This window comes from Exiguobacterium sp. SH0S2 (assembly GCF_004337185.1).
Taxonomy (GTDB): domain Bacteria; phylum Bacillota; class Bacilli; order Exiguobacteriales; family Exiguobacteriaceae; genus Exiguobacterium; species Exiguobacterium aurantiacum_A.
The window spans coordinates 254791-277826 of record NZ_SJVB01000002.1 but is presented as its reverse complement, the minus strand read 5'-3'; the positions used below and the strand labels follow the sequence as shown (position 1 = coordinate 277826).

General features: G+C 53.5%; 31 protein-coding genes and 1 other annotated feature. Of the genes, 16 read left to right on the top strand and 15 right to left on the bottom strand.

Annotated features, from left to right (window positions below):
* Positions 1–18: 18 nt before the first annotated feature.
* Positions 19–930 (bottom strand): cation diffusion facilitator family transporter, encoded by a 912-nt coding sequence (locus EVJ21_RS06180; RefSeq protein ID WP_071398179.1) that lies wholly within the window; start codon positions 928–930, stop codon positions 19–21.
* Positions 931–1053: 123 nt separating this feature from the next.
* On the opposite strand from EVJ21_RS06180, the gene EVJ21_RS06175 reads away from it, so the two are divergent.
* Complete coding sequence (locus tag EVJ21_RS06175) at positions 1054–1614, top strand: AAA family ATPase (protein WP_131490114.1); 561 nt, start codon at positions 1054–1056, stop codon at positions 1612–1614.
* A gap of 60 nt (positions 1615–1674) precedes the next feature.
* Positions 1675–1980: a kinase to dihydroxyacetone kinase gene (locus EVJ21_RS15575; RefSeq protein WP_370259157.1), complete on the top strand. Its 306-nt coding sequence runs from the start codon at positions 1675–1677 to the stop codon at positions 1978–1980.
* A gap of 55 nt (positions 1981–2035) precedes the next feature.
* Here the strand turns inward: EVJ21_RS15575 and EVJ21_RS06165 are convergent, their stop codons facing one another.
* The 5 genes from EVJ21_RS06165 to EVJ21_RS06145 are packed head-to-tail and all read right to left on the bottom strand — an operon-like array spanning position 2036 to position 5981.
* Complete coding sequence (locus EVJ21_RS06165; RefSeq protein ID WP_131490113.1) at positions 2036–2731, bottom strand: ChbG/HpnK family deacetylase; 696 nt, start codon at positions 2729–2731, stop codon at positions 2036–2038.
* Complete coding sequence (locus EVJ21_RS06160; RefSeq protein ID WP_071398177.1) at positions 2724–3020, bottom strand: PTS sugar transporter subunit IIB; 297 nt, start codon at positions 3018–3020, stop codon at positions 2724–2726. The genes EVJ21_RS06165 and EVJ21_RS06160 overlap by 8 nt, the downstream gene beginning before the upstream one ends.
* Positions 3017–3316 (bottom strand): PTS sugar transporter subunit IIA, encoded by a 300-nt coding sequence (locus EVJ21_RS06155; protein ID WP_035386318.1) that lies wholly within the window; start codon positions 3314–3316, stop codon positions 3017–3019. The genes EVJ21_RS06160 and EVJ21_RS06155 overlap by 4 nt, the downstream gene beginning before the upstream one ends.
* Before the next feature lie 29 nt (positions 3317–3345).
* A complete protein-coding gene (gene celB / locus EVJ21_RS06150; RefSeq protein ID WP_071398176.1) occupies positions 3346–4665 on the bottom strand; it encodes a PTS cellobiose transporter subunit IIC in 1320 nt (439 codons plus the stop codon).
* Entirely contained in the window at positions 4662–5981 is a 1320-nt protein-coding gene (locus EVJ21_RS06145) for a 6-phospho-beta-glucosidase (RefSeq protein ID WP_131490112.1), read from the bottom strand. The genes celB and EVJ21_RS06145 overlap by 4 nt, the downstream gene beginning before the upstream one ends.
* Before the next feature lie 174 nt (positions 5982–6155).
* Between EVJ21_RS06145 and EVJ21_RS06140 the strand changes: the two genes are divergently transcribed.
* From EVJ21_RS06140 to EVJ21_RS06115, 6 genes are all read left to right on the top strand, one after another.
* The gene (locus EVJ21_RS06140) at positions 6156–6872 is read left to right on the top strand and encodes a GntR family transcriptional regulator (RefSeq protein WP_131456437.1); all 717 of its coding nucleotides are present in this window, start codon (positions 6156–6158) and stop codon (positions 6870–6872) included.
* Between the two features lie 146 nt (positions 6873–7018).
* On the top strand, positions 7019–7240 hold the full coding sequence (locus tag EVJ21_RS06135; RefSeq protein WP_131490111.1) for a DUF6440 family protein: 222 nt from the start codon (positions 7019–7021) through the stop codon (positions 7238–7240).
* Entirely contained in the window at positions 7237–7773 is a 537-nt protein-coding gene (locus EVJ21_RS06130; protein ID WP_255570004.1) for a GNAT family N-acetyltransferase, read from the top strand. The genes EVJ21_RS06135 and EVJ21_RS06130 overlap by 4 nt, the downstream gene beginning before the upstream one ends.
* A 15-nt stretch (positions 7774–7788) precedes the next feature.
* Entirely contained in the window at positions 7789–8493 is a 705-nt protein-coding gene (locus tag EVJ21_RS06125; protein ID WP_131490110.1) for an ABC transporter ATP-binding protein, read from the top strand.
* On the top strand, positions 8490–9263 hold the full coding sequence (locus EVJ21_RS06120) for an ABC transporter permease (protein ID WP_131464246.1): 774 nt from the start codon (positions 8490–8492) through the stop codon (positions 9261–9263). The genes EVJ21_RS06125 and EVJ21_RS06120 overlap by 4 nt, the downstream gene beginning before the upstream one ends.
* The gene (locus tag EVJ21_RS06115; RefSeq protein WP_131464244.1) at positions 9260–9622 is read left to right on the top strand and encodes a VOC family protein; all 363 of its coding nucleotides are present in this window, start codon (positions 9260–9262) and stop codon (positions 9620–9622) included. The genes EVJ21_RS06120 and EVJ21_RS06115 overlap by 4 nt, the downstream gene beginning before the upstream one ends.
* A 38-nt stretch (positions 9623–9660) precedes the next feature.
* On the opposite strand, the gene EVJ21_RS06110 is transcribed toward EVJ21_RS06115, so the two are convergent.
* The 4 genes from EVJ21_RS06110 to EVJ21_RS06095 all read right to left on the bottom strand — a co-directional run bounded on the left by EVJ21_RS06110 (position 9661) and on the right by EVJ21_RS06095 (position 11332).
* The gene (locus EVJ21_RS06110) at positions 9661–10176 is read right to left on the bottom strand and encodes a hypothetical protein (protein WP_131470805.1); all 516 of its coding nucleotides are present in this window, start codon (positions 10174–10176) and stop codon (positions 9661–9663) included.
* A 132-nt stretch (positions 10177–10308) separates the two neighbouring features.
* Positions 10309–10650 carry a nuclear transport factor 2 family protein gene (locus EVJ21_RS06105; RefSeq protein ID WP_070328502.1) on the bottom strand — a complete coding sequence of 114 codons (342 nt, stop codon included), beginning with the start codon at positions 10648–10650 and terminating at the stop codon, positions 10309–10311.
* 24 nt (positions 10651–10674) lie between these two features.
* Positions 10675–11010 (bottom strand): DMT family transporter, encoded by a 336-nt coding sequence (locus EVJ21_RS06100; protein WP_131490109.1) that lies wholly within the window; start codon positions 11008–11010, stop codon positions 10675–10677.
* A 13-nt stretch (positions 11011–11023) separates the two neighbouring features.
* A complete protein-coding gene (locus tag EVJ21_RS06095) occupies positions 11024–11332 on the bottom strand; it encodes a DMT family transporter (protein WP_070328504.1) in 309 nt (102 codons plus the stop codon).
* A gap of 119 nt (positions 11333–11451) precedes the next feature.
* Here EVJ21_RS06095 and EVJ21_RS06090 point away from each other — a divergent pair, with 119 nt between their 5' ends.
* The 7 genes from EVJ21_RS06090 to EVJ21_RS06060 all read left to right on the top strand — a co-directional run bounded on the left by EVJ21_RS06090 (position 11452) and on the right by EVJ21_RS06060 (position 16890).
* Entirely contained in the window at positions 11452–11742 is a 291-nt protein-coding gene (locus tag EVJ21_RS06090) for a hypothetical protein (protein ID WP_131464238.1), read from the top strand.
* Complete coding sequence (locus EVJ21_RS06085) at positions 11739–12029, top strand: hypothetical protein (RefSeq protein ID WP_131464236.1); 291 nt, start codon at positions 11739–11741, stop codon at positions 12027–12029. Before EVJ21_RS06090 ends, EVJ21_RS06085 begins: the two co-directional genes overlap by 4 nt.
* Positions 12030–12293: 264 nt before the next feature.
* A complete protein-coding gene (locus tag EVJ21_RS06080) occupies positions 12294–13295 on the top strand; it encodes a siderophore ABC transporter substrate-binding protein (RefSeq protein WP_483297296.1) in 1002 nt (333 codons plus the stop codon).
* Positions 13296–13319: 24 nt separating this feature from the next.
* Entirely contained in the window at positions 13320–14312 is a 993-nt protein-coding gene (locus EVJ21_RS06075; RefSeq protein ID WP_370259176.1) for an ABC transporter permease, read from the top strand.
* Positions 14309–15385, top strand: coding sequence for an iron chelate uptake ABC transporter family permease subunit (locus EVJ21_RS06070; RefSeq protein ID WP_131464230.1), 1077 nt, complete (start codon positions 14309–14311; stop codon positions 15383–15385). Before EVJ21_RS06075 ends, EVJ21_RS06070 begins: the two co-directional genes overlap by 4 nt.
* Complete coding sequence (locus tag EVJ21_RS06065) at positions 15382–16134, top strand: iron ABC transporter ATP-binding protein (RefSeq protein WP_070328510.1); 753 nt, start codon at positions 15382–15384, stop codon at positions 16132–16134. Before EVJ21_RS06070 ends, EVJ21_RS06065 begins: the two co-directional genes overlap by 4 nt.
* 21 nt (positions 16135–16155) lie before the next feature.
* Positions 16156–16890, top strand: coding sequence for a ferredoxin--NADP reductase (locus tag EVJ21_RS06060; protein WP_131490107.1), 735 nt, complete (start codon positions 16156–16158; stop codon positions 16888–16890).
* Between the two features lie 94 nt (positions 16891–16984).
* Here EVJ21_RS06060 and EVJ21_RS06055 read toward each other — a convergent pair whose 3' ends face one another.
* From EVJ21_RS06055 to trpE, 5 genes are all read right to left on the bottom strand, one after another.
* Positions 16985–17425, bottom strand: coding sequence for a small multi-drug export protein (locus tag EVJ21_RS06055; RefSeq protein WP_131490106.1), 441 nt, complete (start codon positions 17423–17425; stop codon positions 16985–16987).
* 54 nt (positions 17426–17479) lie between these two features.
* Positions 17480–18523 carry a Fic family protein gene (locus EVJ21_RS06050; RefSeq protein ID WP_236636561.1) on the bottom strand — a complete coding sequence of 348 codons (1044 nt, stop codon included), beginning with the start codon at positions 18521–18523 and terminating at the stop codon, positions 17480–17482.
* 140 nt (positions 18524–18663) lie between these two features.
* Positions 18664–19755, bottom strand: coding sequence for an RNA-guided endonuclease TnpB family protein (locus EVJ21_RS06045; RefSeq protein WP_131490105.1), 1092 nt, complete (start codon positions 19753–19755; stop codon positions 18664–18666).
* Between the two features lie 384 nt (positions 19756–20139).
* On the bottom strand, positions 20140–20718 hold the full coding sequence (locus EVJ21_RS06040) for an anthranilate synthase component II (protein ID WP_131490104.1): 579 nt from the start codon (positions 20716–20718) through the stop codon (positions 20140–20142).
* Positions 20715–22052 carry an anthranilate synthase component I gene (gene trpE / locus EVJ21_RS06035; protein ID WP_131490103.1) on the bottom strand — a complete coding sequence of 446 codons (1338 nt, stop codon included), beginning with the start codon at positions 22050–22052 and terminating at the stop codon, positions 20715–20717. Before trpE ends, EVJ21_RS06040 begins: the two co-directional genes overlap by 4 nt.
* A gap of 43 nt (positions 22053–22095) precedes the next feature.
* On the opposite strand from trpE, the gene EVJ21_RS06030 reads away from it, so the two are divergent.
* Complete coding sequence (locus EVJ21_RS06030; RefSeq protein WP_131490102.1) at positions 22096–22662, top strand: DUF3885 domain-containing protein; 567 nt, start codon at positions 22096–22098, stop codon at positions 22660–22662.
* Positions 22659–22891, bottom strand: a binding site (T-box leader). (Overlaps the previous gene by 4 nt.)
* Positions 22892–23036 lie beyond the last annotated feature (145 nt).

The following is a 23036-nucleotide window of genomic DNA, read 5'->3' as shown; positions in this document are numbered from 1 at the left end:
ACGTTATGTCGCTCGCTATTATTCTGCCCAGCGATTGTCTTGTGTGAACGAGATCGTCAGCCATTTCTCATACGGCAAGAAGGCGAGCGCGTCCTCGATCTTTTGACGGATCCGGTCCTGCTCGGCGATTTTGTCATACGGGTAGTCTTTCGCCACGACGAGGTCGATCTCGATGAAGAGAAGATTACCGGACTTCGTCGTCCGGACGTATGTTTTCGAGACTTCGTATTGATGGGCGACTTGGAGGATGGTGAGTGTGATCTGTTTACTGTACGGGGTCTCGGTGTTCATCCCGATCAATTCTTTGATGGCGACCCACATCTCGATGAGCGGCGTCTTGACGAGCCAAAGGGTGATCAGCATGAGCATGACCGGGTCGACGTACGGGGAGATGGCGTCAAACGATAGCCAGACGAGCACTTGGGCGATCAAATAGCCGATGAGGGCACCACCGGTCAAGATGAAGCTGAGTCGCCATTGGACGATCTCGGCACTGACGAGACCGGAGCTCGCTTTCATCTGGAACGTCCGTAAGTAGCGGAAGATCCCGTACGTCAATGCGCCGCTGATTGTGAGATAGACGAGCGCCCAACCGAGGACGAGGTCGTTGCCGCCGGCGCGGATATCATCGATCGCACCGAGGAAGGCGTTGACGATGACGAATAAGAGGACACCATATTGGAACAAGATGATGAACGGCTCGATCGTGCTCTTGCCGAACGGGAAGCGCTTGTCCGACGTCAGCATGAACACGCCGGCCCGGAGCGAGATCCAGCTCATGATGACGCTCAAGAACGAATAGACGCCATCGAACAGGATGAAAGCGGACGATAACGCGTAACCGACGATGATCCCGGCGATGGCGAAGAACAAGGAGCCAAATACAGAGACACGTAGGACGAAGCGTTCGAGTTTGGGGTCTTTTGGCATGGGAATGTCCTCCTTAGAAGCTGAGCAGCCGTTGGTACGTGTTTTCCCGCTTTTCAGTGTTCCTATTCGAGGACTCGAGCCGTATGGTATGCTAGAAAAAAATGGATAAAGGACGGGGAAGGAATGAAGCTTGTCATACTGATCGGTCCACAAGCCGTCGGCAAGATGACGGTCGGCCAGGAGCTAGCGAAACAGACAGGATTGAAGTTACTACATAACCATATGACGATCGATCTCGTCAGCCCGTTCTTTGATTACGGGACGAACGAGGGGCGCCGGCTCGTCCAACTGTTTCGGCACGAGTTATTCGAAGCGGTCGCGAAAAGCGATCAGCCCGGCTTGATCTTCACATTCGTCTGGGCGTTTGATATGGAAGAAGACCGGATCTATATCGAAGGAGTGGCGGAACTGTTCGAGTCGCACGGGGCGGACGTCTACTACGTCGAGCTCGAAGCGGAAATCGAGGAGCGGCTCGCCCGGAACACGACCGAGAACCGGCTGGCACATAAGCCGACGAAACGGGATATCGCTTGGTCCGAGGCTGAATTGAAGCAGACGGCGACGCTGTACCGCTTGAACTCGCGTGATGGAGAGATCGATGTCGACAACTATTTGCGGATCAACAATACGGACCTTGATGCCGAAACGGTCGCGCGACAGATCCAACGCCAGTTCAACCTTTAGAAGTTTGAAGAGCGACGGCTGATTTGCCAATCGGTACTAAAAGAGATAATCTAGCACTAGATGGTAATCATTACACTCTGTCTAGTCTATCCTTTGAAATTGGAGGTGAACAAGATGATAGAATTCAAGTATGATACACAACTGTTGATCGAAGGGGAGCAACTATCCGAAGATGCGATATTTGAGTACATCAACACAAGCTTCGCAGGAGATTGTTTGTTGGCAGTCGGGGACGAAAATCTAATCAAGATTCATTTTCACACGAACGAACCGTGGGATCTCGTTAAATATTGTGCGTCGCTAGGTGAGATCTATGACATAGTGATTGAAGACATGAGTAGACAAGAAAGAGGTCTACCTGGTTAATCTACGAACAGAAAAGAGAGTTGTTCGCCGGTAAACGGTGAACAACTCTCTTTTTCTACACCCACCAATCAGGGCGCTCATAGTTGATCAATAGCTGCTTTTCCAGTAAGCGTTGCACGAGGTAAGACGTGACGCTTGGTAAAATCTCATCGATGTCGGCCGGGTGGACCATGACTTCGATCGAGTCGCCTGGTTGAATTGCGTCGAGCGTTGCCCGGGACACGCCATCGCCGTAGAACTGGTCACTGAACCGCTCGGTCACCCACAAGTCCCGTCGTGCATCGAGTGTCGTTAAGGCCCGAAACGTCGTGTCGTATTCTTCGGCGAGACGGACGATGACGTCTTGGATCGCCGGCCAGCCGTGGACGTGATGATGGCTGTCGAGGTGATGGAGCGACAGTCCCGTCGCGCGGAACGCCTCGATTTGCGCTTTCCACTCGAGGTAGACGAGCTCAGGGTCGGGTGCCGTTTCCGTCAGAAACCGGTTCGTGTAGCGGAACGTCCCGTCTTCTTTCGTGAGCGGTGTGCTCGTTTTTGCGAGCGGCCGTCCCCACGTCAAGGCGAGATGCACGCCGACGTGTAAGGCGGGATGAAGTTTTGCCATCGTGACGGCCTCCTCGACGGCATAGCCGTTCATCATCATCGTCGCCGAATTGACGATACCGTGGACGTGACTGTCGAGGATTCCGGTATTCACACCAGATGTCAGTCCAAAGTCATCGGCGTTGATCAAGACGTGCGTTTTATGCATTTTGCACGAGACCGAGCGCTTGGTCGAGCACTTGGTCGCCTTTCATGAGCCCGTAAGCCATATTGTCGATGACAGCGACCGGTACCGTGACGGATGCTTTGATCTTGCCTTCGAGGTAGCGGACTTGTGGTCCGATCAAGATGACGTCGACGTTCGTTTGTTCTTTCAAGCGTGATTCCGGGATGGCTTCGATTGTCGCGTCCAAGCCACGTGAGGCAGCCTCGGTGCGCATTTTTTCAACAAGGATCGATGTCGACATACCGGCCGAGCAGACGAGTAAGATGTTCATTTCAATTCCTCCAATTGGTTGAGTCGAGTGATCATATCGACCATCTCGATCGCAAGTTCTTTGACGGTCATTGCCGTCATCAAGTGATCTTGGGCGTGGACGAGCAGGACGCTCATGTCGCTCGTCGCACCGCGTGCCTCTTCTTGCAACAGCTCGGTTTGAAGCTTGTGTGCTTCTAAAAACGCCTCATCCGCTTCTTTCATTTTCGCTTCGGCGAGTTCACCTTCGCCGCGTTTGGCGGCGGCGATCGCCTCGAACGCCGATGAGCGGGCGTTTCCGGCGTGTAAGATGATCATGAACGATAATTGTTGGATGCTTTCTGTCTTCAACTGATTTTCTCTCCTTCGTTGACTTCTGCTTTATTTTTATTGATTTCGGCCGTCATCGCTTTCGCTCCTGCCATGACGAACGGGATATACATCGCCGTCGCGATCGTCAAGTTGACGATTTGGAGCAAGACGCCGCGGACGCTACCGCCGGTGACGAGGTAACCGCTGATGATCGGTGGCGTCGTCCATGGCACGATGGCGACCGTCTTCGGTACCATGCCCGTCGAGAGGGCGACGTACGACACGATCGTGAGCGTGACCGGTACCAAGATGAACGGGATCAACATGACCGGGTTCAACACGATCGGGAGACCGAAGATGACCGGTTCGTTAATGTTGAACAGTCCAGCCGGCGCCGACAGTTTCGCGACTTGGTGATACGGGTGGTTGCGCTGCTTGCGGACGACGATGAAGATGGCGAGAAGCAGGGCGAACGTCGTACCTGATCCGCCCATGAAGACGAACGAGTCGAGGAACGGTTTTGTCACCGTGTACGGGACGTCATACGCCGAGACGCCTGCTTGGAACGCGGCCAAGTTTTGCTCGATGAGCGGGAGATAGATCGGCTCGATGACCGAACCGATGATGTTCGTGCCGTGAAGTCCGAAGAACCAAAGGATATGGTTTAAGAAAGCGATGACGAGACCGGCCGCGAGCGAGTCACCGAACCCTTGAAGCGGTTGCTGGATGACTTTAAAGATGACTTCAAAAATGCTGAGCTCGACTTGGAGTGTCATGAACAGTTGAACTCCGGCGACGAGCGTCAAGATGAGCATCGACGGGATGAGTGCTTGGAACGAACGGGTGACCCCACCCGGTACGCCTTCCGGCATCTTGATTGTCAATTTCGTGTTGATGAGGTAACGGAACAGTTCGGTGACTGCGATCGAGACGATGATGGCAACGAATAATCCTTGGGCACCGAGCCAAGCGAAGTTAAGTCCCCAGTCTTCTGTGACCGGCACGAGCATGATGTATGACGCGACCGATAAAATCCCGGCGGCGAGCCCATCGACTCCATATGACCGGGCCAAGTTATACCCGATCGAGAAAGCGACCAAAAGGCCTAATATGGCGAACGAGGCTGTCCAAATGTTGCCGCCGAGTCCTTGCCAGTTCCCTTCGCCGAACGCATTGTTCATCATGCCGACGAAGTCGAGCGAGAGGCCACCTAAATTGATGGCCGGGAAGTTGTTAATGAGGACAGCGAGCGAACCGACGATGATGAGCGGCATGACCGAGACGAATCCATCACGGATGGCGACTAAGTGTCGCTGGGAACCGATGCGCCCAGCGATTTCGATAAACTTGTTCATGAGTAAACCTCCTTCTTAAATTGTGGTAAGTACGCTTCATGCGCGTCGAATAGCTCACGGAGCAGCGGATCGATTTTCTTCTCATCTTGGATGAGCGGGTTCATCAGGCAGGCGAGATAGGCATCGTTGTATGAGCCGGACATCGCTGCGCGGATGGCGAGCTGTTCAAACGTCTTCAAATTAGTGATGAGTCCTTTGATCGGGAGCGGGAGCGAACCGATTGCGATTGGTCGCGGTCCTGCTTTCGTGATGACGGCGTTCACTTCGATGACGGCGTCGTCCGGTAAATCGCGAATCGCGCCGCGGTTTAACGTGTTCACCGTCTGGATATCACCGCGGTCGTTGTAGATCGAGTCCATCAAGTTGCAGGCGGCGTCGGAATAGTAGGCGCCGCCGCGCTGTTCGAGCTCAACAGGCTTCACGTCGAGTTCGACGTCTTTGTATTTCTCGAACAGTTGCGCCTCGACTTGCTGGACGACCTCGGCGCGCGTGCCGTTCTGTTCATACGCCGCTAGATCTTTCGCGAGTACGTCCGCCGTTTGGAAATAGTATTGATGGTACGGGTTCGGCAACATGCGGAGCGATTTCAAGAACGACTCGCTCCAACCGAGCCCGACGATGTTCGCCGGCGAGTAGTCGGTGCCGGCGTTCAGTGACGCGAGTACGTCGTCCGTGCGATCGACGCCGTCGACCCAGACGTGGCGGCCGAACACGAAATGGTTGAGTCCGATGAATTCGATGGCGACACGTTCGACCGGCGTGTCTAAAATCTCCGCGACCGAGTTGCGCATGTTGAACGGGATGTTGCAGACGCCGATGACGTTTTTGTGGGCCGAGTGCTGCAAGACGGCCTCGGTGACGATACCGGCCGGGTTCGTGAAGTTGACGAGCCACGCGTCCGGGCAAATCTCCGCCACCTCATTAGCGAGCTCGACGAGGACCGGGATCGTCCGGAACGCTTTGAACAAGCCGCCAGCACCGTTCGTCTCTTGACCGATGAAGCCGTGCTTGAGCGGGATGCGTTCATCAAAGGCGCGGGCTTTCAGGCCACCGACGCGGATCTGCGTCGAGACGAAGTCGGCGCCAACAAGTGCTGCTTTCCGGTCGAGCGTCCAACTGAGTCTGATGTCAGCGCCTGCCTTTTGAATCATCCGTTCGGCGAGACGGCCGACGATGTCTAATTTGTCTCTCCCTTCCTCGATGTCGACAAGAACGATCTCCCGAACCGGAAACGTCGCTTGCCGCTGGATCAAACCTTCAATGATTTCGGGGGTATAACTCGAACCTCCACCGATGATGACGACCTTGACTGCCATAGTGCCAACTCCTCCTTGTGAAAGCGATTTCTTTTTGTTGTAACAAATATAACAAATAGTACAACTTGTCGCAATATAAAAAGTACAAATAATACAAATTGTTTTTTGTATTTGCATTTGTATGTTTGCTGTATCAGAATAAAGGAAAGAAGGATGACACAAAGGGGTGACAGAATGTCGCAGTCGACGCTTCAAACAGCCATCAAAGAAGAGTTATTGTCCCGTATCAAGAGCGGACATTATACAGAAGGCGAGAAATTCCCGACCGAGTACGCGTTATGCGAAGAGTTCGACGTCAGCCGGACGACGGTCCGCGGCGCGCTCAACCAGTTGACGACGGAAGGCTATCTCGTCCGCCAGCAAGGGCGCGGCACGTTCGTCGCCGGGAAGAAAGTCCGGCAGACGTTATCGCATACGCCGAACAATTACGCGGCCCAGCTCGCCGTCCAAGGCAAGCGCGGCCAAGTGTCGCTCATCGACTTGTCGGTCGTCTCGGCGAACGCCCAGCTCGCCGACGTATTCACGGTCGACGAACAAGCACCGATCCAAAAGATCGAACGGATCCGTCACGCCGACGGGGAGCCGACGCAATACGAGGTCTCGTTCATCCCGTGGCAGATCGCGCCGGGTATCACGAAAGACCAGGCCGAGCATTCGCTGTTCCAAACGCTAGCGGAAGTCCACGACGTCCACGTCGCCAAGACGACCGAGGCGCTCGAGATCGCGCTCGCCGACGAACGGATAAGCGATCTTCTCGACTGTCCGCTCGGGACGCCGTGCTTCTATATCGAGACGGTGACCGAGGACGCGTCAGGAAAAACGATCGAGTACTCACGTTCATATTTCCGAGGGGACAAGACAAGTTTCGTCATCGAACGGAGCTACGCTTGAAAACACGCCGAAACCTGGCGTGTTTTTTTGTAGTCATATTAAACAAAAATGAACGGGTTAAGGATTTGTCAGCCTTGAAGATATCGCATTCATTGAAAATAGGAGACGAGTTGCGTACAGTTAGAATAATAGGAAGGCGGGATATCATGTTATTCAAGAAAAAAGTAGCAGAAGTGGCCGGGATGAAACGTTTCAAAGTCAAATTGACGGAGCAACTGCCAGAACTTGGCCAAATCACAATCCTTGTCGACACCGCGACCGGCGTCAACTACATCCAGACGTGGGTCGGGACGAGTGGCGGGATCACACCGTTACTTGATTCAAACGGGGAAGTCGTCACCGATCCGGTGGAAGGAAACCGTTTGTGATCACGCTAAAGACTGAGCGGCTAACGTTGCGACAGGTGATGCCGAACGATGCAACTAGCCTGTTATCGTATTTGTCGAAGCCTGAAGTCGTCGCCCATATGGGACTCGAACCGTTCACATCATTAGATGACGCGTTAGAAGAGATTGCCTGGTACGACACGATTGTTCGTGACGGGACCGGGATGCGTTGGGGGATCACGTTGACCGGACAAGATGAAGTCATCGGCAGCTGCGGATTTTTAAACGTATCATCGAAACATCATCGGACCGAAATTGGGTTTGAACTCAGTCCAGCTTACTGGGGACAAGGCATCGCCGGCGAAGCACTCGACGCTGTGATTCGTCACGGGTTCGTGCAACTCGGGTTCCACCGGATTGAGGCGCTGATCGAACCGGAAAACAAGGCATCTCAGCGTCTGGTCGAGCGTCACTTGTTCACACGCGAAGGGTTACTTCGAGGGTATGAGTTCACGCGTGGCAACTATGACGACTTGTATATGTATTCGCTATTAAAACATGAAATGTGTACGTGAACGAGGGAGATACTTATGAACATCATTGAATTCATTGGGGTCAGTCATCACGACATCCTACATAACATCACCGGCTACTTCCGCGAAGGCCGAATCACGACGTTCGTCGGACCGAGCGGCGCCGGCAAGACGACGTGCCTGAAGCATATTAACGGGCTACTATCGCCGGACGCGGGCGACATTTATTTCAAAGGCGAGAACATCCGCGATATCGATGTCATCGCGCTCCGGAAACAGATCGGCATGGCGTTCCAAAGCGCCCCGATGATTGACGGGACGGTGTACGACAACTTGAATTTACCGAAAGCGATTTTCAGGGAGACGCTCGACCGGGCTAAAGCGACAGAGCTGCTCGGAAAAGTCGACTTGGATGGCATCTCGCTCGACCAACCGATCAAGACGTTGTCGGGCGGGGAGCGGAGCCGGGTCGCCATCGCCCGGACGCTCGTCAATAAACCGGACGTCTTGCTGTTAGATGAGATCACGTCGAGCCTCGACTACCGGACGGTGAAAGAGATCGAGCATTTGATCGTGCGACTTCAAAAAGATTTCGGGGTCACCGTCATTTGGATCACCCACGACCTCGATCAAGCGAGACGGGTCAGTGACGACATGTGGTTTTTACGGAACGGGGAATTGATTGAGTTCGGAGACGCGTCGTTCATCGACGAGTCGGACAATCCGATGATCGGGCGTTTCGTCAGGGGGGAAGAGCTATGACTTTCATCGAACTGATGACTTCCTTGATTTTCGTGGCGATTCCGCTCGGGTTGGCGTTATTTTTGAAGCTCGGTCTCGAGCGTGACATCGTCATCGCGACGGTACGCTCGATCATTCAACTGTTGTTGATCGGCTACATTTTGACGTTCGTCTTCGAGAGCGATAACCCGGTGTTCATGCTGCTCATGATCCTCCTCATGATTGGCGCGGCGACGCAAAACATCATCAAAAAAGGGGACGGCATCCCTGGCATCACCTGGATGATCGTCCTCACGCTCGTCACGGTCGAGTCGCTGACGATGGGGCTCATGCTCGGGCTCGGCATCATCCCGTTCGAGCCGGAGAAAATCATTCCAATCAGCGGTATGGTCATCGGCAACTGTATGGTGTTGTCACTCCTGTTTTTGAACAAGTTCAAAGACGAGGTCGAACGGAGCGATGAGGTCATCGAGCTCATCCTGTCGATGGGCGGGGCACCGAAAATCGCAATCGAGCGGAGCTTGAAGAACGCCATCCGGACGAGTATGATCCCGACCGTCGAGGCGCAAAAGACGATGGGGCTCGTCCAGCTCCCGGGCATGATGAGCGGTCTCATCATCGGCGGCGCCGACCCGATGGAGGCGGTGTTGTACCAACTGCTCATCTTGTTCCTCATCTTGACGACGGCGACGATCTCAGCCGTCATGGTCGGCTATATGTCGTATCCACGCTTGTTCAACCAAAAACTGCAGTTTATCGGATTGACGTATCGGAAGGGGAAAACGACATGATCACAGGCATCCATCACGTCCAAATCACGATCCCAAAAGGTGAAGAAGCGACAGCACGCGCGTTTTATTGCGATGTGCTCGGCTTGAATGAAATCGACAAACCGGAGTCGCTTCAAGGACGAGGCGGGTTTTGGCTTCAAGTCGGCGACCAAAGCGTCCATGTCGGTACCGAGGACGGGGTCGATCGGCTGACGACGAAAGCACATGTCGCCTATGTGGTGACCGATTTAGCGGAGTGGGGACGGAAACTCGAAGCAGAAGGAATCGAGCGGCTCGAAGGGATTCCAATCCCTGGCTTTGACCGGTTCGAGTTCCGCGACCCGTTCGGCAATCGGGTCGAGATGATTCAGGCGATATGAGAAAAGGGAGCGCCCAAGTGGGTGCTCCCTTTGTCGGTTCACGAGATGCCGAACAGTTCCGTGACGGCTTTCCAGCTCGATGGGTAGGCGTTGCTGCCGGAATGCTGATGGATAAGTTTCCCGTGACGTTTCACAACGAGGCTCCACTGCGTCCCATCGGTGGTGTAATATCCTTTTTCTTCAAACACTTCAGGCCAACGATGTGAGGAGAGGGCGACGAATCGTTCGTGGACGCGTATCGCATCCTCCTTTTCGTACCAACCTGAGCTTGGGATTGCTACGCTCAAGTCGTAATCTTCGCGCCAAATCACTTCTCGTTTGACCGACCCGTCTTCAAAGAACGTCAACGTGGACTCGTTGTGGACACCGAAGCCACCGACGGAGAACGTGACGGTGATGGACGGTTTCTTTTTACGGATGGCATCGAGCGGGATCGTCGGCTCGAACATCAATTTCTTTCGGCGTGACTCCATAAGCGCTAACTTCTCTTCTAACGTGGCTCTCGGTCGTCGCATGACCGGTTCAAGGTGGTTGCGTGTGCTATATGTATTCAATTTTGTCGACCCTCTCTTTTGGTGTCATTCATACGTGAATTATAGGACATCCGGACAAGGCGGGTGAGCAAAAAAAATGGCAGGGTGAATAGAAAAAAAGGGGGCGCTTAAATCGGCGCGCCCTACCTATTGTTATTGTGCAGGTGTCCCTTGATGGAATCGCATTTTCCATACGCCGTCAATCCTGACCCAAATCGAGCTGCGGAGAGCGGTCTTCTCAGTCGCGTGATTCTCGGTTCGATACGTAGCGAGCACGACATCGTCGCGGATGACTTCGAGGTTGAAGTCGGACAGTGTGATGTCAATCTCTCCAAGGTCCATCGTATTCGTGTCGTCTTCTTTGTATAAGACGCGACCGGAGCTCCCGATTTCAAAAAAATCTTCGGTCAACAGTTCACGCAATCGCTCGGGCGACGTCCGAACTTCCGTCGTCAATAAAAGGCGTTCTTTCTCTTCGATCAATGGTGCGAGCATTCGCGTCACTCCTTTCTAAAAACGTTAGCCGTGTACCGTATTCGTTTTCCCGAAATTCATGACGATGACACCGAGCACGATGACGATGAGCCCGATGCTATTCAGTGTCGAGAGCACTTCACCGTAGGCGAATACCCCGATCAATCCGGTCGCGACCGTGCCAAGACCTGCCCAGACGCTATAGGCAATGCTGAGCGGGATCGTCTTCAAGACGAAGCCCATGAGCGTGAACGAGACGGCGAAACTCGCAAGCAGGATCACGCTCGGCAACAAATTTGTGAAGCCGTCTGACAGCTTCAGCATCGATGTGCCGAGCACCTCGAACGAAATCGAGACCAGTAATAATAGATACCCTTTCACACGTGTCCCTCCTTCATATTTTCATCAAGACGAGCCCGACGATGACGAGTCCGATGCCGATGACGGTCTGTTTTCGAACTTGTTCCTTGAATACGAGAAAGCCGATCAATGCCGTCGCGGCAGTCCCGACACCGCTCCAAAACGCGTAGGCGAAACTGAGCGGGATGGACAAGAGCGCGAGCGACAACAGATAAAACGCGGTCACGTATCCGAGCGCGACACCGAGGATTGGCAGTCGGTTCGTCGACGTTGCGTTCAGTTTTAACATACTTGATCCGAACACTTCCGCGATAATCGCAGCAACTAGATAAGCAAAACCCATATAACCGTGACCTCCAACAATGTCATTACTTCATGTACGTTGCTGTGAATGTAGCAAAATCTATAAGGGTTGTCGATAGAATAAGTGAATGGGATAATTAGGAAAAAGGAGGTGGTTGGATGACGAAACGTCATTATGCACCGCTTTACACGACGCTCGTGCTTTTTTTGGTAACACTGCTTACGCTGTTCACATTGAACGGCCGTGTCTTTCCTAATTTAAATTTGATGACGGCCATCTGGGTGTATCTCGCCTTGGATATCGCGTTGCTTGCCACACTCATCTGGGGACTTTTCTCGAAGGAGAAGATGGTTAGATTATTCAGCCTCTTCGCGAACATCGGATTGATTGTACCGTTATCGATTTGGATTTTCCTGTTGTTACTCGCGAACGGAATTTCGGAAGCATGAATCATCAGAAACAAGACGTACCATTTCTGATGCGGCCTGTCCCGTTCTTCATCTTATTTGCGCTATGCGGGCCGCTCGCGTTGGCACTCGTCGTGATCTACTGGCGCGATCTGCCGGAAGATATCCGGGGTCCTCATCTGATTATTGCCATCATCTTTTCGCTGTTTTTCATCGTGAAACTGCTTCCGGACGGCCTCCTGAAAATCATTCTCTTCTCGTTCACGTACACGTTCGTATTATTTCTCACTTACAGCATTCTCGGGAGAAAGCGGGATAAGAAAAACTGAACGCTAACCCTCCAGAAAGTGGTCTCGTACCACTTTCTTTTTATTTTGCATTATATGGTAGGAAAAATATTTCCAATCTCTTTTTGAAATTTTGGCATTGCGCATCCTTTTTTTGTTTGCTATGCTTCTCAATGAAAACGACAATGATAATCATTATCAACGATAAAGCATTCCTGTTGCCTACATAGACAAGATCAACAACAGGGATGCCGTTCGATTGAGAAGGTTGTCGGCGTAATCAATACATATAGGGAGATGGAAAAAGTGGGGAAATTAAAAGCATCAATCATGGCGACATCGCTCGTCTTGTTGCTCGCGGCATGCGGGAACGAGAATGAAGCAAAAGATACGGGTAACGCGGAAGCGGAAGCGAAACCGAAGACGGTGGAAATCACGGACGCACATGGCACGATCGAAGTACCGGTCAACCCGGAGAAGGTCGTCGCGCTCGACAACCGGACGTTCGAGACGCTCTCGGATTGGGACATCGACTTGGTCGCGGCACCAATCGGATTGATTCCAGCGGACTTGCCTTATAAAAATGATAAAGACATCGTTGACGTCGGGATGCACAATGAACCGAACTTAGAAGCAATCGCCGGTGTCGATCCGGATGTCGTCATCGTCGGTCAACGATTCGCCGACTACTACGACGACATTAAAAAATTAGTTCCGGAAGCAGCCGTCATCGATTTGAATATTGAGCTCCCAGAAGATGCGGGCACGCCAGGTGAAATCTTGGTAGAAGGCTTTGAGACGACGACGCGTTCACTCGGCCAAATCTTTGAAAAAGAAACGGAAGCAGATGAACTCATCAAAAGCTTCGAAGCATCGATCGACAGTGTAAAAGCTTCATACAACGGTGAAGACAAAGTGATGTCAGTCATCGTCTCAGGCGGCGATATCGGATTCTCGGCACCGAATACAGGTCGTGTCTTCGGACCGATGTATGACATCTTTGACTGGACACCTGCCCTCGAGGTAGAGAAAACGACAGGTGACCACCAAGGGGATGAGGTATCGGTTGAAGCGATTGCTGAGAGTGACCCGGACTGGTTGTTCGTCCTCGACCGTGACGCGGCGATTTCGAGCATGGAAGACGCTATACCTGCAGCAGACGTGATCGATAACGCACCGGCACTTCAAAAAACAAAAGCCGTGACAGATGCAAAAATCGTTTATGCACCGAACGACACGTACATCAACGAGTCGATTCAAACATACTCTGAACTATTCAACGATATCGCAGCCGCGCTTTCGAAGTAAGGGAGTCATGTTGTGCAAAAACCAATGACAGCAAGGGTTGAGACATTGTCTCAGCCCTCCTTTTCTAACATATGGACAAAGTCCTTTGTCGTAGCAGTTCTCGTTGTCTTCATGTTGGCATGCCTCTCGCTCGTGACCGGTGTCTATGACATTCGTCAGGAGGGCGGAGCGGATATGTTTTGGATTACCCGCGTCCCGCGCACGATTGCCATCATGTTGACCGGTGCCGCCATGGCGATGTCGGGGCTCGTCATGCAACTGATTACGCAAAACCGTCTCGTCGAACCGACGACGACCGGGACGCTCGAATGGGCGGGGCTCGGTCTGCTCACTGTGTATCTGCTCGTTCCGGCGCCGACGCTCATGATGCGCATGACGGGGGCCATCGTCTTCTCGTTCATCGGAACGATGGTCTTCTTCTGGTTCCTGCGCTCGGTCAAACTTCGCTCATCGTTGATCGTCCCGATTATCGGGCTCATGCTCGGGGCGGTCGTATCGGCCGTGTCGACGTTTCTCGGCTTGTTCTTCCAAGCGAGTCAGACTATTGAAGGCTGGTTCGTCGGGTCGTTCGCATCGGTGCAGGTCGGACGTTATGAATACTTGTGGCTTATCATTCTCGTCACGTTCTTCATCTTCATCCTCGCGAACCGGTTAACGCTCGCCGGACTCGGCGAAGATATCGCGACGAGCCTTGGCGTCAACTATAGCCGTCTCATCTTGATTGCGACGGGGCTGATCGCACTTGCGGTCGGGGTCGTCGCGACGGTCATCGGCAATCTGCCGTTCCTCGGACTGATCGTCCCGAACATCGTCTCGATGTTTCGTGGAGACGATCTCCGCAGCAACTTGCCGTGGGTATGCGTCATCGGTATGGGCACGGTTCTCGTCAGCGACTTGATTTCGCGGACGATCATCATGCCGTTTGAATTACCGGTATCGCTCATTCTCGGGACGGTCGGGTCGGTCGTGTTTATCGCGATTCTCTTGAGACAACGGAAGACGGGAGGGGTACGATGAGCACACTCATCGAAAACAAGACGAAGCAACGGGAAGCGTATGACGTCGATGGTCGATCCGTGCATACGGAAGAGCGGTGTGCGACGGCGTTCCGTTCGAAACGAGAACAGCGCCGTTATTGGCTGTTCCTTGCATTCTTCATCGTGGGCGGACTGCTCTGTGCGTTCGGGTTACTCGTCTACAACAATCCGGTCCCGTTCGATTCGCCGTCGTTCATCCCGGTCGTCGAGCGTCGGGTCGTCGCCGTCGTTACGATGGCGATCGCCGCGCTCTGTCAAAGCTTGGCGACGGTCGCGTTTCATTCGGTGACGAACAACCGCATCATCACGCCATCCTTGCTCGGGTTCGATGCGCTTTATTCGACGATTCAGACGAGCATGATCTTCTTCTTCGGTGCGGGTGCGTTAATCGGTTTTTCGGGAACCGGTGCCTTTTTGACCCAGGTCGGCCTCATGGTGCTCATGAGCCTGCTCTTGTATGGCTGGCTCTTGTCCGGGAAATACGGGAATCTGCAACTCATGCTTCTCGTCGGGATCATCATCGGGACCGGTTTGAATTCGGTGTCCTCGTTCATGCGCCGTATGCTCGCGCCGTCGGACTTTGATATCCTTCAGGCCCGTCTGTTCGGATCGGTCATGCATGCTGATGCCGCGTACTTCCCAATCGTCATTCCGATTGTGATTGTCGTCGGAATCATGTTGTATAGCTTCTCAAATCGCTTGAACGTCGTCGCACTCGGGAAAGATGTAGCGACATCGTTCGGGGTGAACCATCGGGGGAGCGTCATCTTTACGCTCATTCTCATCTCGCTATTGATGTCGGTATCGACAGCGCTCATCGGACCGCTGACGTTCTTTGGATTCTTGGTGGCGACGCTCAGCTATCAGGTTGCTTCGACGTATGACCATAAGTATATGTTCCCGATGGCGTTCGCGCTCGGTTTCTTCGTGTTGACGAGCGCGTATTTCTTTATGTATCACATTCTCAATACACCGAGTGTCGTGTCCGTCATTATCGAATTGTTCGGCGGAATCGTTTTCTTGGCAATCATCTTAAGGAGAAAATCGCTATGATTCAACTTGAACAAGTACAAAAATCGTATACGGATGACGTCCGAATCGGACCGATCAATCTCGACATCCCGAAAGCCGGGTTCACGTCGTTGATTGGGCCGAACGGGGCCGGCAAGTCGACGACGCTCATGATGATTGGCCGCCTGCTCGATTTAGACGCGGGTCAAATTCAAGTCGCGGGGATGGACGTGTCGAGCACGAAATCGAAAGACTTGGCGAAAATCATCACGATTTTACGGCAAGAAAACCATTTCGTGACGCGTCTCACCGTCCGTCAGCTCGCCGGGTTCGGTCGCTTCCCATATTCGAAAGGACGGTTGACGCAAGAGGATGAACGCATCATCTCGAAGTATATCGACTTCCTTGATTTGACGGAGCTCGAGCATCGTTATCTCGATGAACTGTCGGGCGGGCAGCGCCAGCGGGCGTACGTCGCGATGGTGCTCTGCCAGGAGACGGAATACGTGTTGCTCGATGAGCCGCTCAATAACTTGGACATCGCTCGCTCGGTCCAGATGATGGAATACTTGCGCCACGTCGCCGACGAGTTCGGCCGGACGATCGTCACCGTGCTCCACGACATCAACTTCGCGGCCAAGTACTCGGACCGGATTTGTGCGATGAAAGACGGCAAGATCGCCGCCTTCGGTACGGTTGATGAGATCATGGTCGCCGAGACGCTATCCGACATCTTTGAGACGAAGCTTGAAATCATTCAAGGACCATACGGACCGATTGCGGTCTATTAATAGAAGGAAGGAGTGACGACGATGCAGATTTACTGGACACCGATTCAACGAGTTGTACAGGAAGCGCCAGATACATACACGTTCCAACTCGAGCTCCCGGACGGCTTCACGTGGGACGAGGGGGCGCATACCCACTTCGCGTTAGAAGGGTTCAACAAAGAAGACAAACCGAACCGGAGCTTGATTCGCCACATGTCGATCTCGACGCTGCCGCGTGAAGGCGCGATCGGTATCACGACACGGATCAAGCGAGAGTGCTCCGAGTTCAAGTCAATCTTGCGTGATATGAAGATTGGCGAACAAGTCGCCATCTTCAAGACACATTCGAACGTCCCATTGAAGCGTGAGGGGAAGAATGTGTACTTGTTGTCGGCTGGCGTCGGGCTCGCGACGTTCCGTCCGATCGTACTTGACTATTTGGCGAACGGGGAAGGTATCCCACATCTCCATTCCTTGAACGTCGACTCGTCGACAGATTACTTGTTCCGTGATGTGTTCGCATCAAGAGACGGTTTCACGGCCGAGTTCGTCGCCAATCGTTCAGATTATTACGCGGCGGTCGAGACGCTCGCACAGGATATGGAAGGTTTGTATTACATCGTCGGCAGCGACGACTTCTTGCGGGAGACGATCGCGATGCTACGTGAGCGGGGCATCAACCGCGAACAAATCGTGCTCGACAAGCATGACTTCCAGTTGGATGAGTTTTTAGCGGAAAGAAGCCATCACGCAATCTCTTCTTCAGACAAAGGATAACGATTGAGCAATCTACATCAAAAAAGGTATCTGATTCATTCAAAACAGAATGAATCAGATACCTTTTTCAGTTGCTACGGACGTCAGACGTACCTCAGAATGTGAACTCGATTCCTTTAGAAGTGAGCCAAGCGATTAACACACCGTATCCAAATATGCTGATTGCTGAATAGGTGAGAAGTGTGGAACGTCTCATCCCAATCGAATGACCAATCACGCCAACGACCCATGACCCTAGTAGGGGCGTGACGAGGATGATTGACCAACTGCCATGTTCGCGCATCAAATGACTAAATCGATGTTTCTCTAAGTGATCGAGCCAACCGCTGAGACGTTTGAATCGATGCAACCAATCGTAAAAATAAGCGAGCAGAGGAACCGGCAAGAAGTTGCCGAGTCCGGCCCAGAAGACGGCAGAGACGCCGTCGAGACCAAGTAACATCGTACTCGGGATAGCCAAATAGATTTCGAACATAGGGAAGAAGCCCATAAACCATGCGGTTGCAGATAGACTGATATATTCCAATAAATTCATGTTGGTTCTCCTCTGAGGTTTAGGATTCTCGTGTTCCATAGAACAAGTCGTGAATTATTGCTTAATCCATTTTGCACTCCGGCCGAGTCCAGACGGAGCGATTTCCCCTTCATCCCGTAATTCCCGAAGGACACGGTTGATGGTCGCCTCGCTGATGTCGGGACAGGCATTCCGAACATCCGACTTGGTAAACGGTACGATTCTCCCTTCTACGAATCGTCTAATCCGGCTACTCTTACTTTGACTTCCTGACGTGACAAGTCCTACGCGATCTTCTAACTCTTTATATGCGGCAAGGATCACGCTCAACAGATAGTTGATCCATGGGAGCGGGTCTTGTCGGTTCTCATGCCAATGAATCGATGATAACCGCAGGGATTCATAGTAATCCTCTTTTCGCTCCTCGACAATCTTCTCGAGACTAATATAGCGACCGACCTCAAAGCCGAATTGATAAAGCATCAACAAGGTCAAAAGACGGGCGATTCGTCCGTTCCCGTCATTGAACGGATGGATGGATAAAAAGTCGAGGACGAACATACTGGTTAAAATGAGCGAATCGACGTCTTCGTTTTGGCGACGCTCTTTTACACTGTCACATAAGGTCTGGACAGCCGCTGGGGTCTCAAAGGCTGGGACTGGTACGAAACGCGTCCGGCGCGTGCCATCAGGGAAGGGCACACTAATCTCGTTATCGACATTCTTCCATCTCCCGCCCTCAATCGGAACAAACTTGTAAAGCTCTTTATGGAGCTGAAGCAAGATGTTCGGGTTGATTGGGATGTCCTGGGCTGAGGCATGAATCAAGTTCAAGACATCCCGGTATCCGGCAATTTCAGCTTCCGAGCGGTCGGCCGGGTCAGAGGTCTTCGACATGATGGTGCGTAGGCGGCTCTCGGTCACGACGATTCCCTCGATTGCATTGGAAGCCTTGGTCGATTGGATGACAGCCACGTCACGTAATGTGTTCAAGATTTGAGGTGCCTGTTGTTTATACAAATCCTGTTTCCCTTTATATTCATTGATGCGGCCGATCAATCGTACCGTTTCCATCGGTAAGGCCAATTCGGTCAGGGACTGATAGTTATAATTGCGCATAAGAAAACCCTCATTTATCGGTGAACTACTCACCACTTATTTGCTTCGCAACTTGAAGTGGGAGCTTCTTGGGAAGACCGTGTTCTTACCAGCCACGGTTGTGGACCAAGCTCGTCGGGCAGTCCCTGCCCTGGAGTGTTTCAGTCGGCGAGGCCCAACAGGTTGAGGCTCGCGTTGACGTCGCGGTCATGGTGCGCCCCGCATGCGGCGCATGTCCACTCGCGGACGTGCAGGTCCTTCTTGCCGCCGTTCTCGCCGCAGGCCGAACAGACCTGGGTCGAGGCGAACCAGGGGTCGGCCTGGATCAGCGTGCGGCCGTGGAACCTGCATTTGTAGGCGAGCTGGCGGACGAACTCGCCCCACCCGGCGTCCCCGATCGACTTTGCCAGGCGGCGGTCCTGCATCATCTCCCTCGGTTTCAGCGTCTCGACGACGACGACTTGGTTCTCGTCGACGATGCGTCGTGACAGCTTGTGGAGGAAGTCGTGCCGTCGGTTCTTGACCTGCTCGTGTTTCTTCGCGAGGACGAGCCGGGCCTTCTCGCGGTTCCGGCTGCCGGGCTTCTTGCGGGAGAGCGCACGCTGCGTGCGTTTGAGCCGCGCCTCGGCCTTTCGTAGGTTGCGCGGGTTCGCGATCTTCTCCGTGACGAGCGCGTCGTTCGTCATGACGGCGAAGTGCCCGAGGCCGAGGTCGATCCCGATCTTGTGCTCGGCCGGGACCCACGGCTCGTCGTCCTGCTCGACGAGGAGCGACACGAAGAACTTGCCCGTCTTCGTCATCGACACGGTCGCAGAGCGGATGGCCCCGTCGAAGATTCGGTGCTGTGTGAAGCGGATGAACCCGACCTTCGGGAGCCGGACCCGGTTTCCCTCGATGCGGATCGTGCCGTGCTGGTTGTTCGTCGTGTAGGACGCGCGCGCTTTCCGTCTCGACTTGAACACCGGGAAGCCGGCCGTCCCGGCGAAGAACTTCGCGAACGCCGCGTCGAGGTGCAGCTTCGCGTTGGCGAGCGCGAGGCTGTCCGCCTCAGCGAGGAACGGGAACAGGGGCTTGTAGGAGGCCGGTGTCGGCGGTTTGCGTTTCGGGCCGGTCCCAGCCTTCGCCTCCTCGTGGATGGTGATGCGGTCCTCGAGCAGCTTGTTGTAGACGAAGCGGGCGCAGCCGATCGTCCTGACGAGGAACTCGGCCTGTGCCGCCGTCGGGTGGAGCCTGTATTTGTAGCCCTTCAGCATGTCTGCCCCTCCCTTCCACCAGATAGTAGGATGATTCTCTTCTCATTCCGATACCCGCGACGGGGGATGGGGAATCTGACGGAATCACGAACTTCCGTTCGTCATATCTGTCACAGGGGTGGCCAAAAGGTTTATGTACGGGCGATTCATCTCCCACCTACGCTGGGCTTCGCCCCAGACGCTTAGAGGTGGGAGAATTCTCGCTTAATTATGTTAAACATACTCATTTATATAACCGATGACTATGTTTAGAGATATATGAACTATTTTCCGGATTGAGAGTGGAAGATTGTACGAAATCAGTTACGAAGATGCGCTTGATTCATATGACTCACCGTATGTGTACCACTATGCTTTCTCCTCACGGTATGTGAAGTTCGATAATTAGACTGGGGACACGTTCCTCGGTCTTTTTGTGTGACAAATCGCGACGAACCGTTCGAACAGGTCCCGTCCGTCCGGTGTCCCGATCGACTCGGGGTGGAACTGGACGCCGTACGTCGGATGTGTCGGATGTTCGAGCGCCATGATGACGCCGTCCGCAGTCGTTGCCGTCACGTTGAGTTCCGTCGCTTGGACGACGAGCGAGTGGTACCGCATGACGTCCATCGGCTCTCCGTCGAACAAGGCACCGGTCGTCGTCTCGATCACAGACGTCTTGCCGTGCATGACCTGTTTGGCCCGGCCGACCGTGCCGCCGAACGCTTCGGCGATGACTTGATGACCGAGACAGACACCGAGGATTGGGATTTGTCCCGACAGCTGTCGGACGACGTCGAGAGAGACACCGGCGTCACCTGGACCACCTGGACCAGGTGAAATGATGATACCGGACGGGTTAAGGGCGCGAATTTCATCGACCGTCAGCTCGTCGTTACGGACGACCAAGACATCGCTGAACCGGGCGACGTCTTGATAGACGTTATATGTGAACGAGTCGTAGTTATCAATCAGTAAAATCATACGAACACCTCCAACAGGGATTTGGCTTTATGCAGCGTCTCTTCATATTCCGATACCGGATCCGAGTCAAAGACAATGCCGGCCCCGGCTTGGACGTACGCCGTATCATTTTGGACGACCATCGTCCGAATGGCGAGGGCGAAGTCGAAGCCGCCCCGGACGTCGAGATAGCCGACGGCCCCGGCGTATACTTCACGTTTCACCGTCTCGAGCTCATCGATCAACTGCATCGCCCGAATCTTCGGTGCCCCGGAGACGGTGCCGGCCGGGAGACAGGCCCGTAGCGCGTCGATCGGGTTCAAGTCGTCACGTAGTTCGCCTTCGACTTCGGAGACGAGATGCATGACGTTTTTGAAACGCTCGACTTCCATCTGTTTCGGAATCGTGACCGTTCCGACTTTGGCGACGCGGCCGATGTCGTTCCGGCCAAGGTCAAGTAGCATCCGATGTTCGGCCAGCTCTTTCTCGTCTTCAATCAAGTCGGCAGCGTGGCGCATGTCTTCTTCGACGGTCTTGCCGCGCGGGCGCGTACCGGCGATCGGGTTCGTCGAGACGCAGTTCCCTTCGACACGGACGAGACTCTCAGGCGACGCCCCGAGGACGATCGCTTCGCCGAGGTCGATGTAGAATAAGTACGGGCTCGGATTAAGTTTTCGCAGCGTCCGGTAGAAGTGGAACGGGTCACCGGTGAACGTCGCGTCAATCCGTTGCGACAACACGAGCTGGAACACCTCTCCGGCAAGGATCGCTTCTTTCGCTTTCAAGACACGCTCGATAAATGTGTCCTTGTCGGTCAAGATCCGTTCGCTCGTCCGGACGACCGGCGCGAGTTCATGCGTCTTCGCCGTCTCGAGCTCGGCTTTCAACTGTTCGAGCCGGGCCGCTCCGTCGCCGTCGCTGTCGCCGGTGTCGATCAAGATGACGCGCTCCTCGAGATGGTCGTATAAGACGACCGTCTCATAGCGTTGGAACAACGCGTCCGGCAAGTCGCGTGTCTCGGTCGGCGTGTTCGGGATCGGCTCATACGTCCGCAGCAGGTCGTAGCCGATATACCCGACGGCGCCGCCGATGAACGGGTAGGGCGCGTCTTCCGTGTCACGTGCGATCAATGTGGATAAGACGGCGAGCGGGTCGTCCGTTTGGGTCGTACCCGTTGCATCGGTCACGGTGTTGCCGTCGACACGGATCGTCTCGACCGGGTTCGCCGCGATGATCGAGTAACGTCCGTGTTTGCCTTCAGCCCGGCTCTCGAGCAATACTTTTCGCTCTCCTTGTAACCGGTGGAAGATTGCCACTGGGGTCAGTTCGTCGCCGTTGATGATTAGTTGTTTCATAGGATTGACCTCCTTATAATATAGACAGAAAGGGGAGAAGCACGTGCAGATTCTAAGACCAGACCAGTTTTCCGATGACCCGTTGACGGTTCATCTCGAGCTTGAAGAAACAATGTCACCTTACATCGAGTCGGACGTGTACAATCCGGCCTATTTTCAGGCGGTCTTACAGAAGGCGCACGACCTGTTTGACGCCTTGTTCGATGAAGGGGATGCCATCCTTCTCGTGTATCACGTGTATGGGACCGCATTTACGCCCACGCACCTCTTTCGCTTCATTCGTGACCGAAACGCCCGATTTAAGACGACGTTAACGCGTTCCGTCCTACATGAAGAAACGATTCGAACCTACACGGTAGCGATTTCAGGCAGGTCACAGCTTCGACTCCATGCCTTGTTAGAAGCAATTTGTCATCAAGACTTCCACTTCTCGCCAAGGCTCTGCCGTCACCGTTGGACGTGTCCTTCCATTCAGTTCATTCATCAAACGAAAAACCATGTGCTGTTTATTTATGATGACCGTGGTGCTTATATCCGCGGGACATCACCCGAACACCTTGAAGCCTTAAAACAAAAAATCTCCCCGCCCTTCATGCCCAATCGGACATGAAGGACGAGGAGATTTCCCCGTGTTGCCACCTTCGTTGAGAAACTTCGTGTCTCTCCACTCATCGCGAACGATCATTCGCTGTCCTCGGTAACGGGAGGACCCGTCAGAGCCTACGTATCGGTCTGAACGCTCAAAAGCCCATTCACGCAAGACACGTCACCGGTTCGCATCGACCACCGGCTTTCTGGAGACGTCCCTTCACGCTACTCTTCTTTCTCATCGCGAGTTCGTATGATGTTATCGTTACTTTAACGGGATGACGTGATGATGTCAATCTTTGACGTGTTTCATTGTCGAAATATTTTTGTAACACGATTGAAACATTTTCTAACAAATCTCGTATACTATATCCAAGGTGATTCACCTAATACTTG

What these genes read in the sequence shown, in the direction of transcription:
- EVJ21_RS06145 (WP_131490112.1), bottom strand. Translation starts at nt 5,981, where the DNA reads ATGGCAGTCAAGGTCGTCATCATCGGTGGAGGTTCGAGTTATACCCCC.
- EVJ21_RS06115 (WP_131464244.1), top strand. Translation starts at nt 9,260, where the DNA reads ATGATCACAGGCATCCATCACGTCCAAATCACGATCCCAAAAGGTGAA.
- EVJ21_RS06060 (WP_131490107.1), top strand. Translation starts at nt 16,156, where the DNA reads ATGCAGATTTACTGGACACCGATTCAACGAGTTGTACAGGAAGCGCCA.
- EVJ21_RS06175 (WP_131490114.1), top strand. Translation starts at nt 1,054, where the DNA reads ATGAAGCTTGTCATACTGATCGGTCCACAAGCCGTCGGCAAGATGACG.
- EVJ21_RS15575 (WP_370259157.1), top strand. Translation starts at nt 1,675, where the DNA reads ATGGTAATCATTACACTCTGTCTAGTCTATCCTTTGAAATTGGAGGTG.
- EVJ21_RS06120 (WP_131464246.1), top strand. Translation starts at nt 8,490, where the DNA reads ATGACTTTCATCGAACTGATGACTTCCTTGATTTTCGTGGCGATTCCG.
- EVJ21_RS06125 (WP_131490110.1), top strand. Translation starts at nt 7,789, where the DNA reads ATGAACATCATTGAATTCATTGGGGTCAGTCATCACGACATCCTACAT.
- EVJ21_RS06070 (WP_131464230.1), top strand. Translation starts at nt 14,309, where the DNA reads ATGAGCACACTCATCGAAAACAAGACGAAGCAACGGGAAGCGTATGAC.
- EVJ21_RS06040 (WP_131490104.1), bottom strand. Translation starts at nt 20,718, where the DNA reads ATGATTTTACTGATTGATAACTACGACTCGTTCACATATAACGTCTAT.
- EVJ21_RS06155 (WP_035386318.1), bottom strand. Translation starts at nt 3,316, where the DNA reads ATGATCATCTTACACGCCGGAAACGCCCGCTCATCGGCGTTCGAGGCG.
- EVJ21_RS06135 (WP_131490111.1), top strand. Translation starts at nt 7,019, where the DNA reads ATGTTATTCAAGAAAAAAGTAGCAGAAGTGGCCGGGATGAAACGTTTC.
- EVJ21_RS06045 (WP_131490105.1), bottom strand. Translation starts at nt 19,755, where the DNA reads ATGCTGAAGGGCTACAAATACAGGCTCCACCCGACGGCGGCACAGGCC.
- EVJ21_RS06165 (WP_131490113.1), bottom strand. Translation starts at nt 2,731, where the DNA reads ATGCATAAAACGCACGTCTTGATCAACGCCGATGACTTTGGACTGACA.
- EVJ21_RS06085 (WP_131464236.1), top strand. Translation starts at nt 11,739, where the DNA reads ATGAATCATCAGAAACAAGACGTACCATTTCTGATGCGGCCTGTCCCG.
- EVJ21_RS06105 (WP_070328502.1), bottom strand. Translation starts at nt 10,650, where the DNA reads ATGCTCGCACCATTGATCGAAGAGAAAGAACGCCTTTTATTGACGACG.
- EVJ21_RS06065 (WP_070328510.1), top strand. Translation starts at nt 15,382, where the DNA reads ATGATTCAACTTGAACAAGTACAAAAATCGTATACGGATGACGTCCGA.
- EVJ21_RS06075 (WP_370259176.1), top strand. Translation starts at nt 13,320, where the DNA reads ATGACAGCAAGGGTTGAGACATTGTCTCAGCCCTCCTTTTCTAACATA.
- EVJ21_RS06090 (WP_131464238.1), top strand. Translation starts at nt 11,452, where the DNA reads ATGACGAAACGTCATTATGCACCGCTTTACACGACGCTCGTGCTTTTT.
- EVJ21_RS06095 (WP_070328504.1), bottom strand. Translation starts at nt 11,332, where the DNA reads ATGGGTTTTGCTTATCTAGTTGCTGCGATTATCGCGGAAGTGTTCGGA.
- EVJ21_RS06180 (WP_071398179.1), bottom strand. Translation starts at nt 930, where the DNA reads ATGCCAAAAGACCCCAAACTCGAACGCTTCGTCCTACGTGTCTCTGTA.
- EVJ21_RS06160 (WP_071398177.1), bottom strand. Translation starts at nt 3,020, where the DNA reads ATGAACATCTTACTCGTCTGCTCGGCCGGTATGTCGACATCGATCCTT.
- EVJ21_RS06140 (WP_131456437.1), top strand. Translation starts at nt 6,156, where the DNA reads ATGTCGCAGTCGACGCTTCAAACAGCCATCAAAGAAGAGTTATTGTCC.
- EVJ21_RS06050 (WP_236636561.1), bottom strand. Translation starts at nt 18,523, where the DNA reads ATGCGCAATTATAACTATCAGTCCCTGACCGAATTGGCCTTACCGATG.
- trpE (WP_131490103.1), bottom strand. Translation starts at nt 22,052, where the DNA reads ATGAAACAACTAATCATCAACGGCGACGAACTGACCCCAGTGGCAATC.
- celB (WP_071398176.1), bottom strand. Translation starts at nt 4,665, where the DNA reads ATGAACAAGTTTATCGAAATCGCTGGGCGCATCGGTTCCCAGCGACAC.
- EVJ21_RS06055 (WP_131490106.1), bottom strand. Translation starts at nt 17,425, where the DNA reads ATGAATTTATTGGAATATATCAGTCTATCTGCAACCGCATGGTTTATG.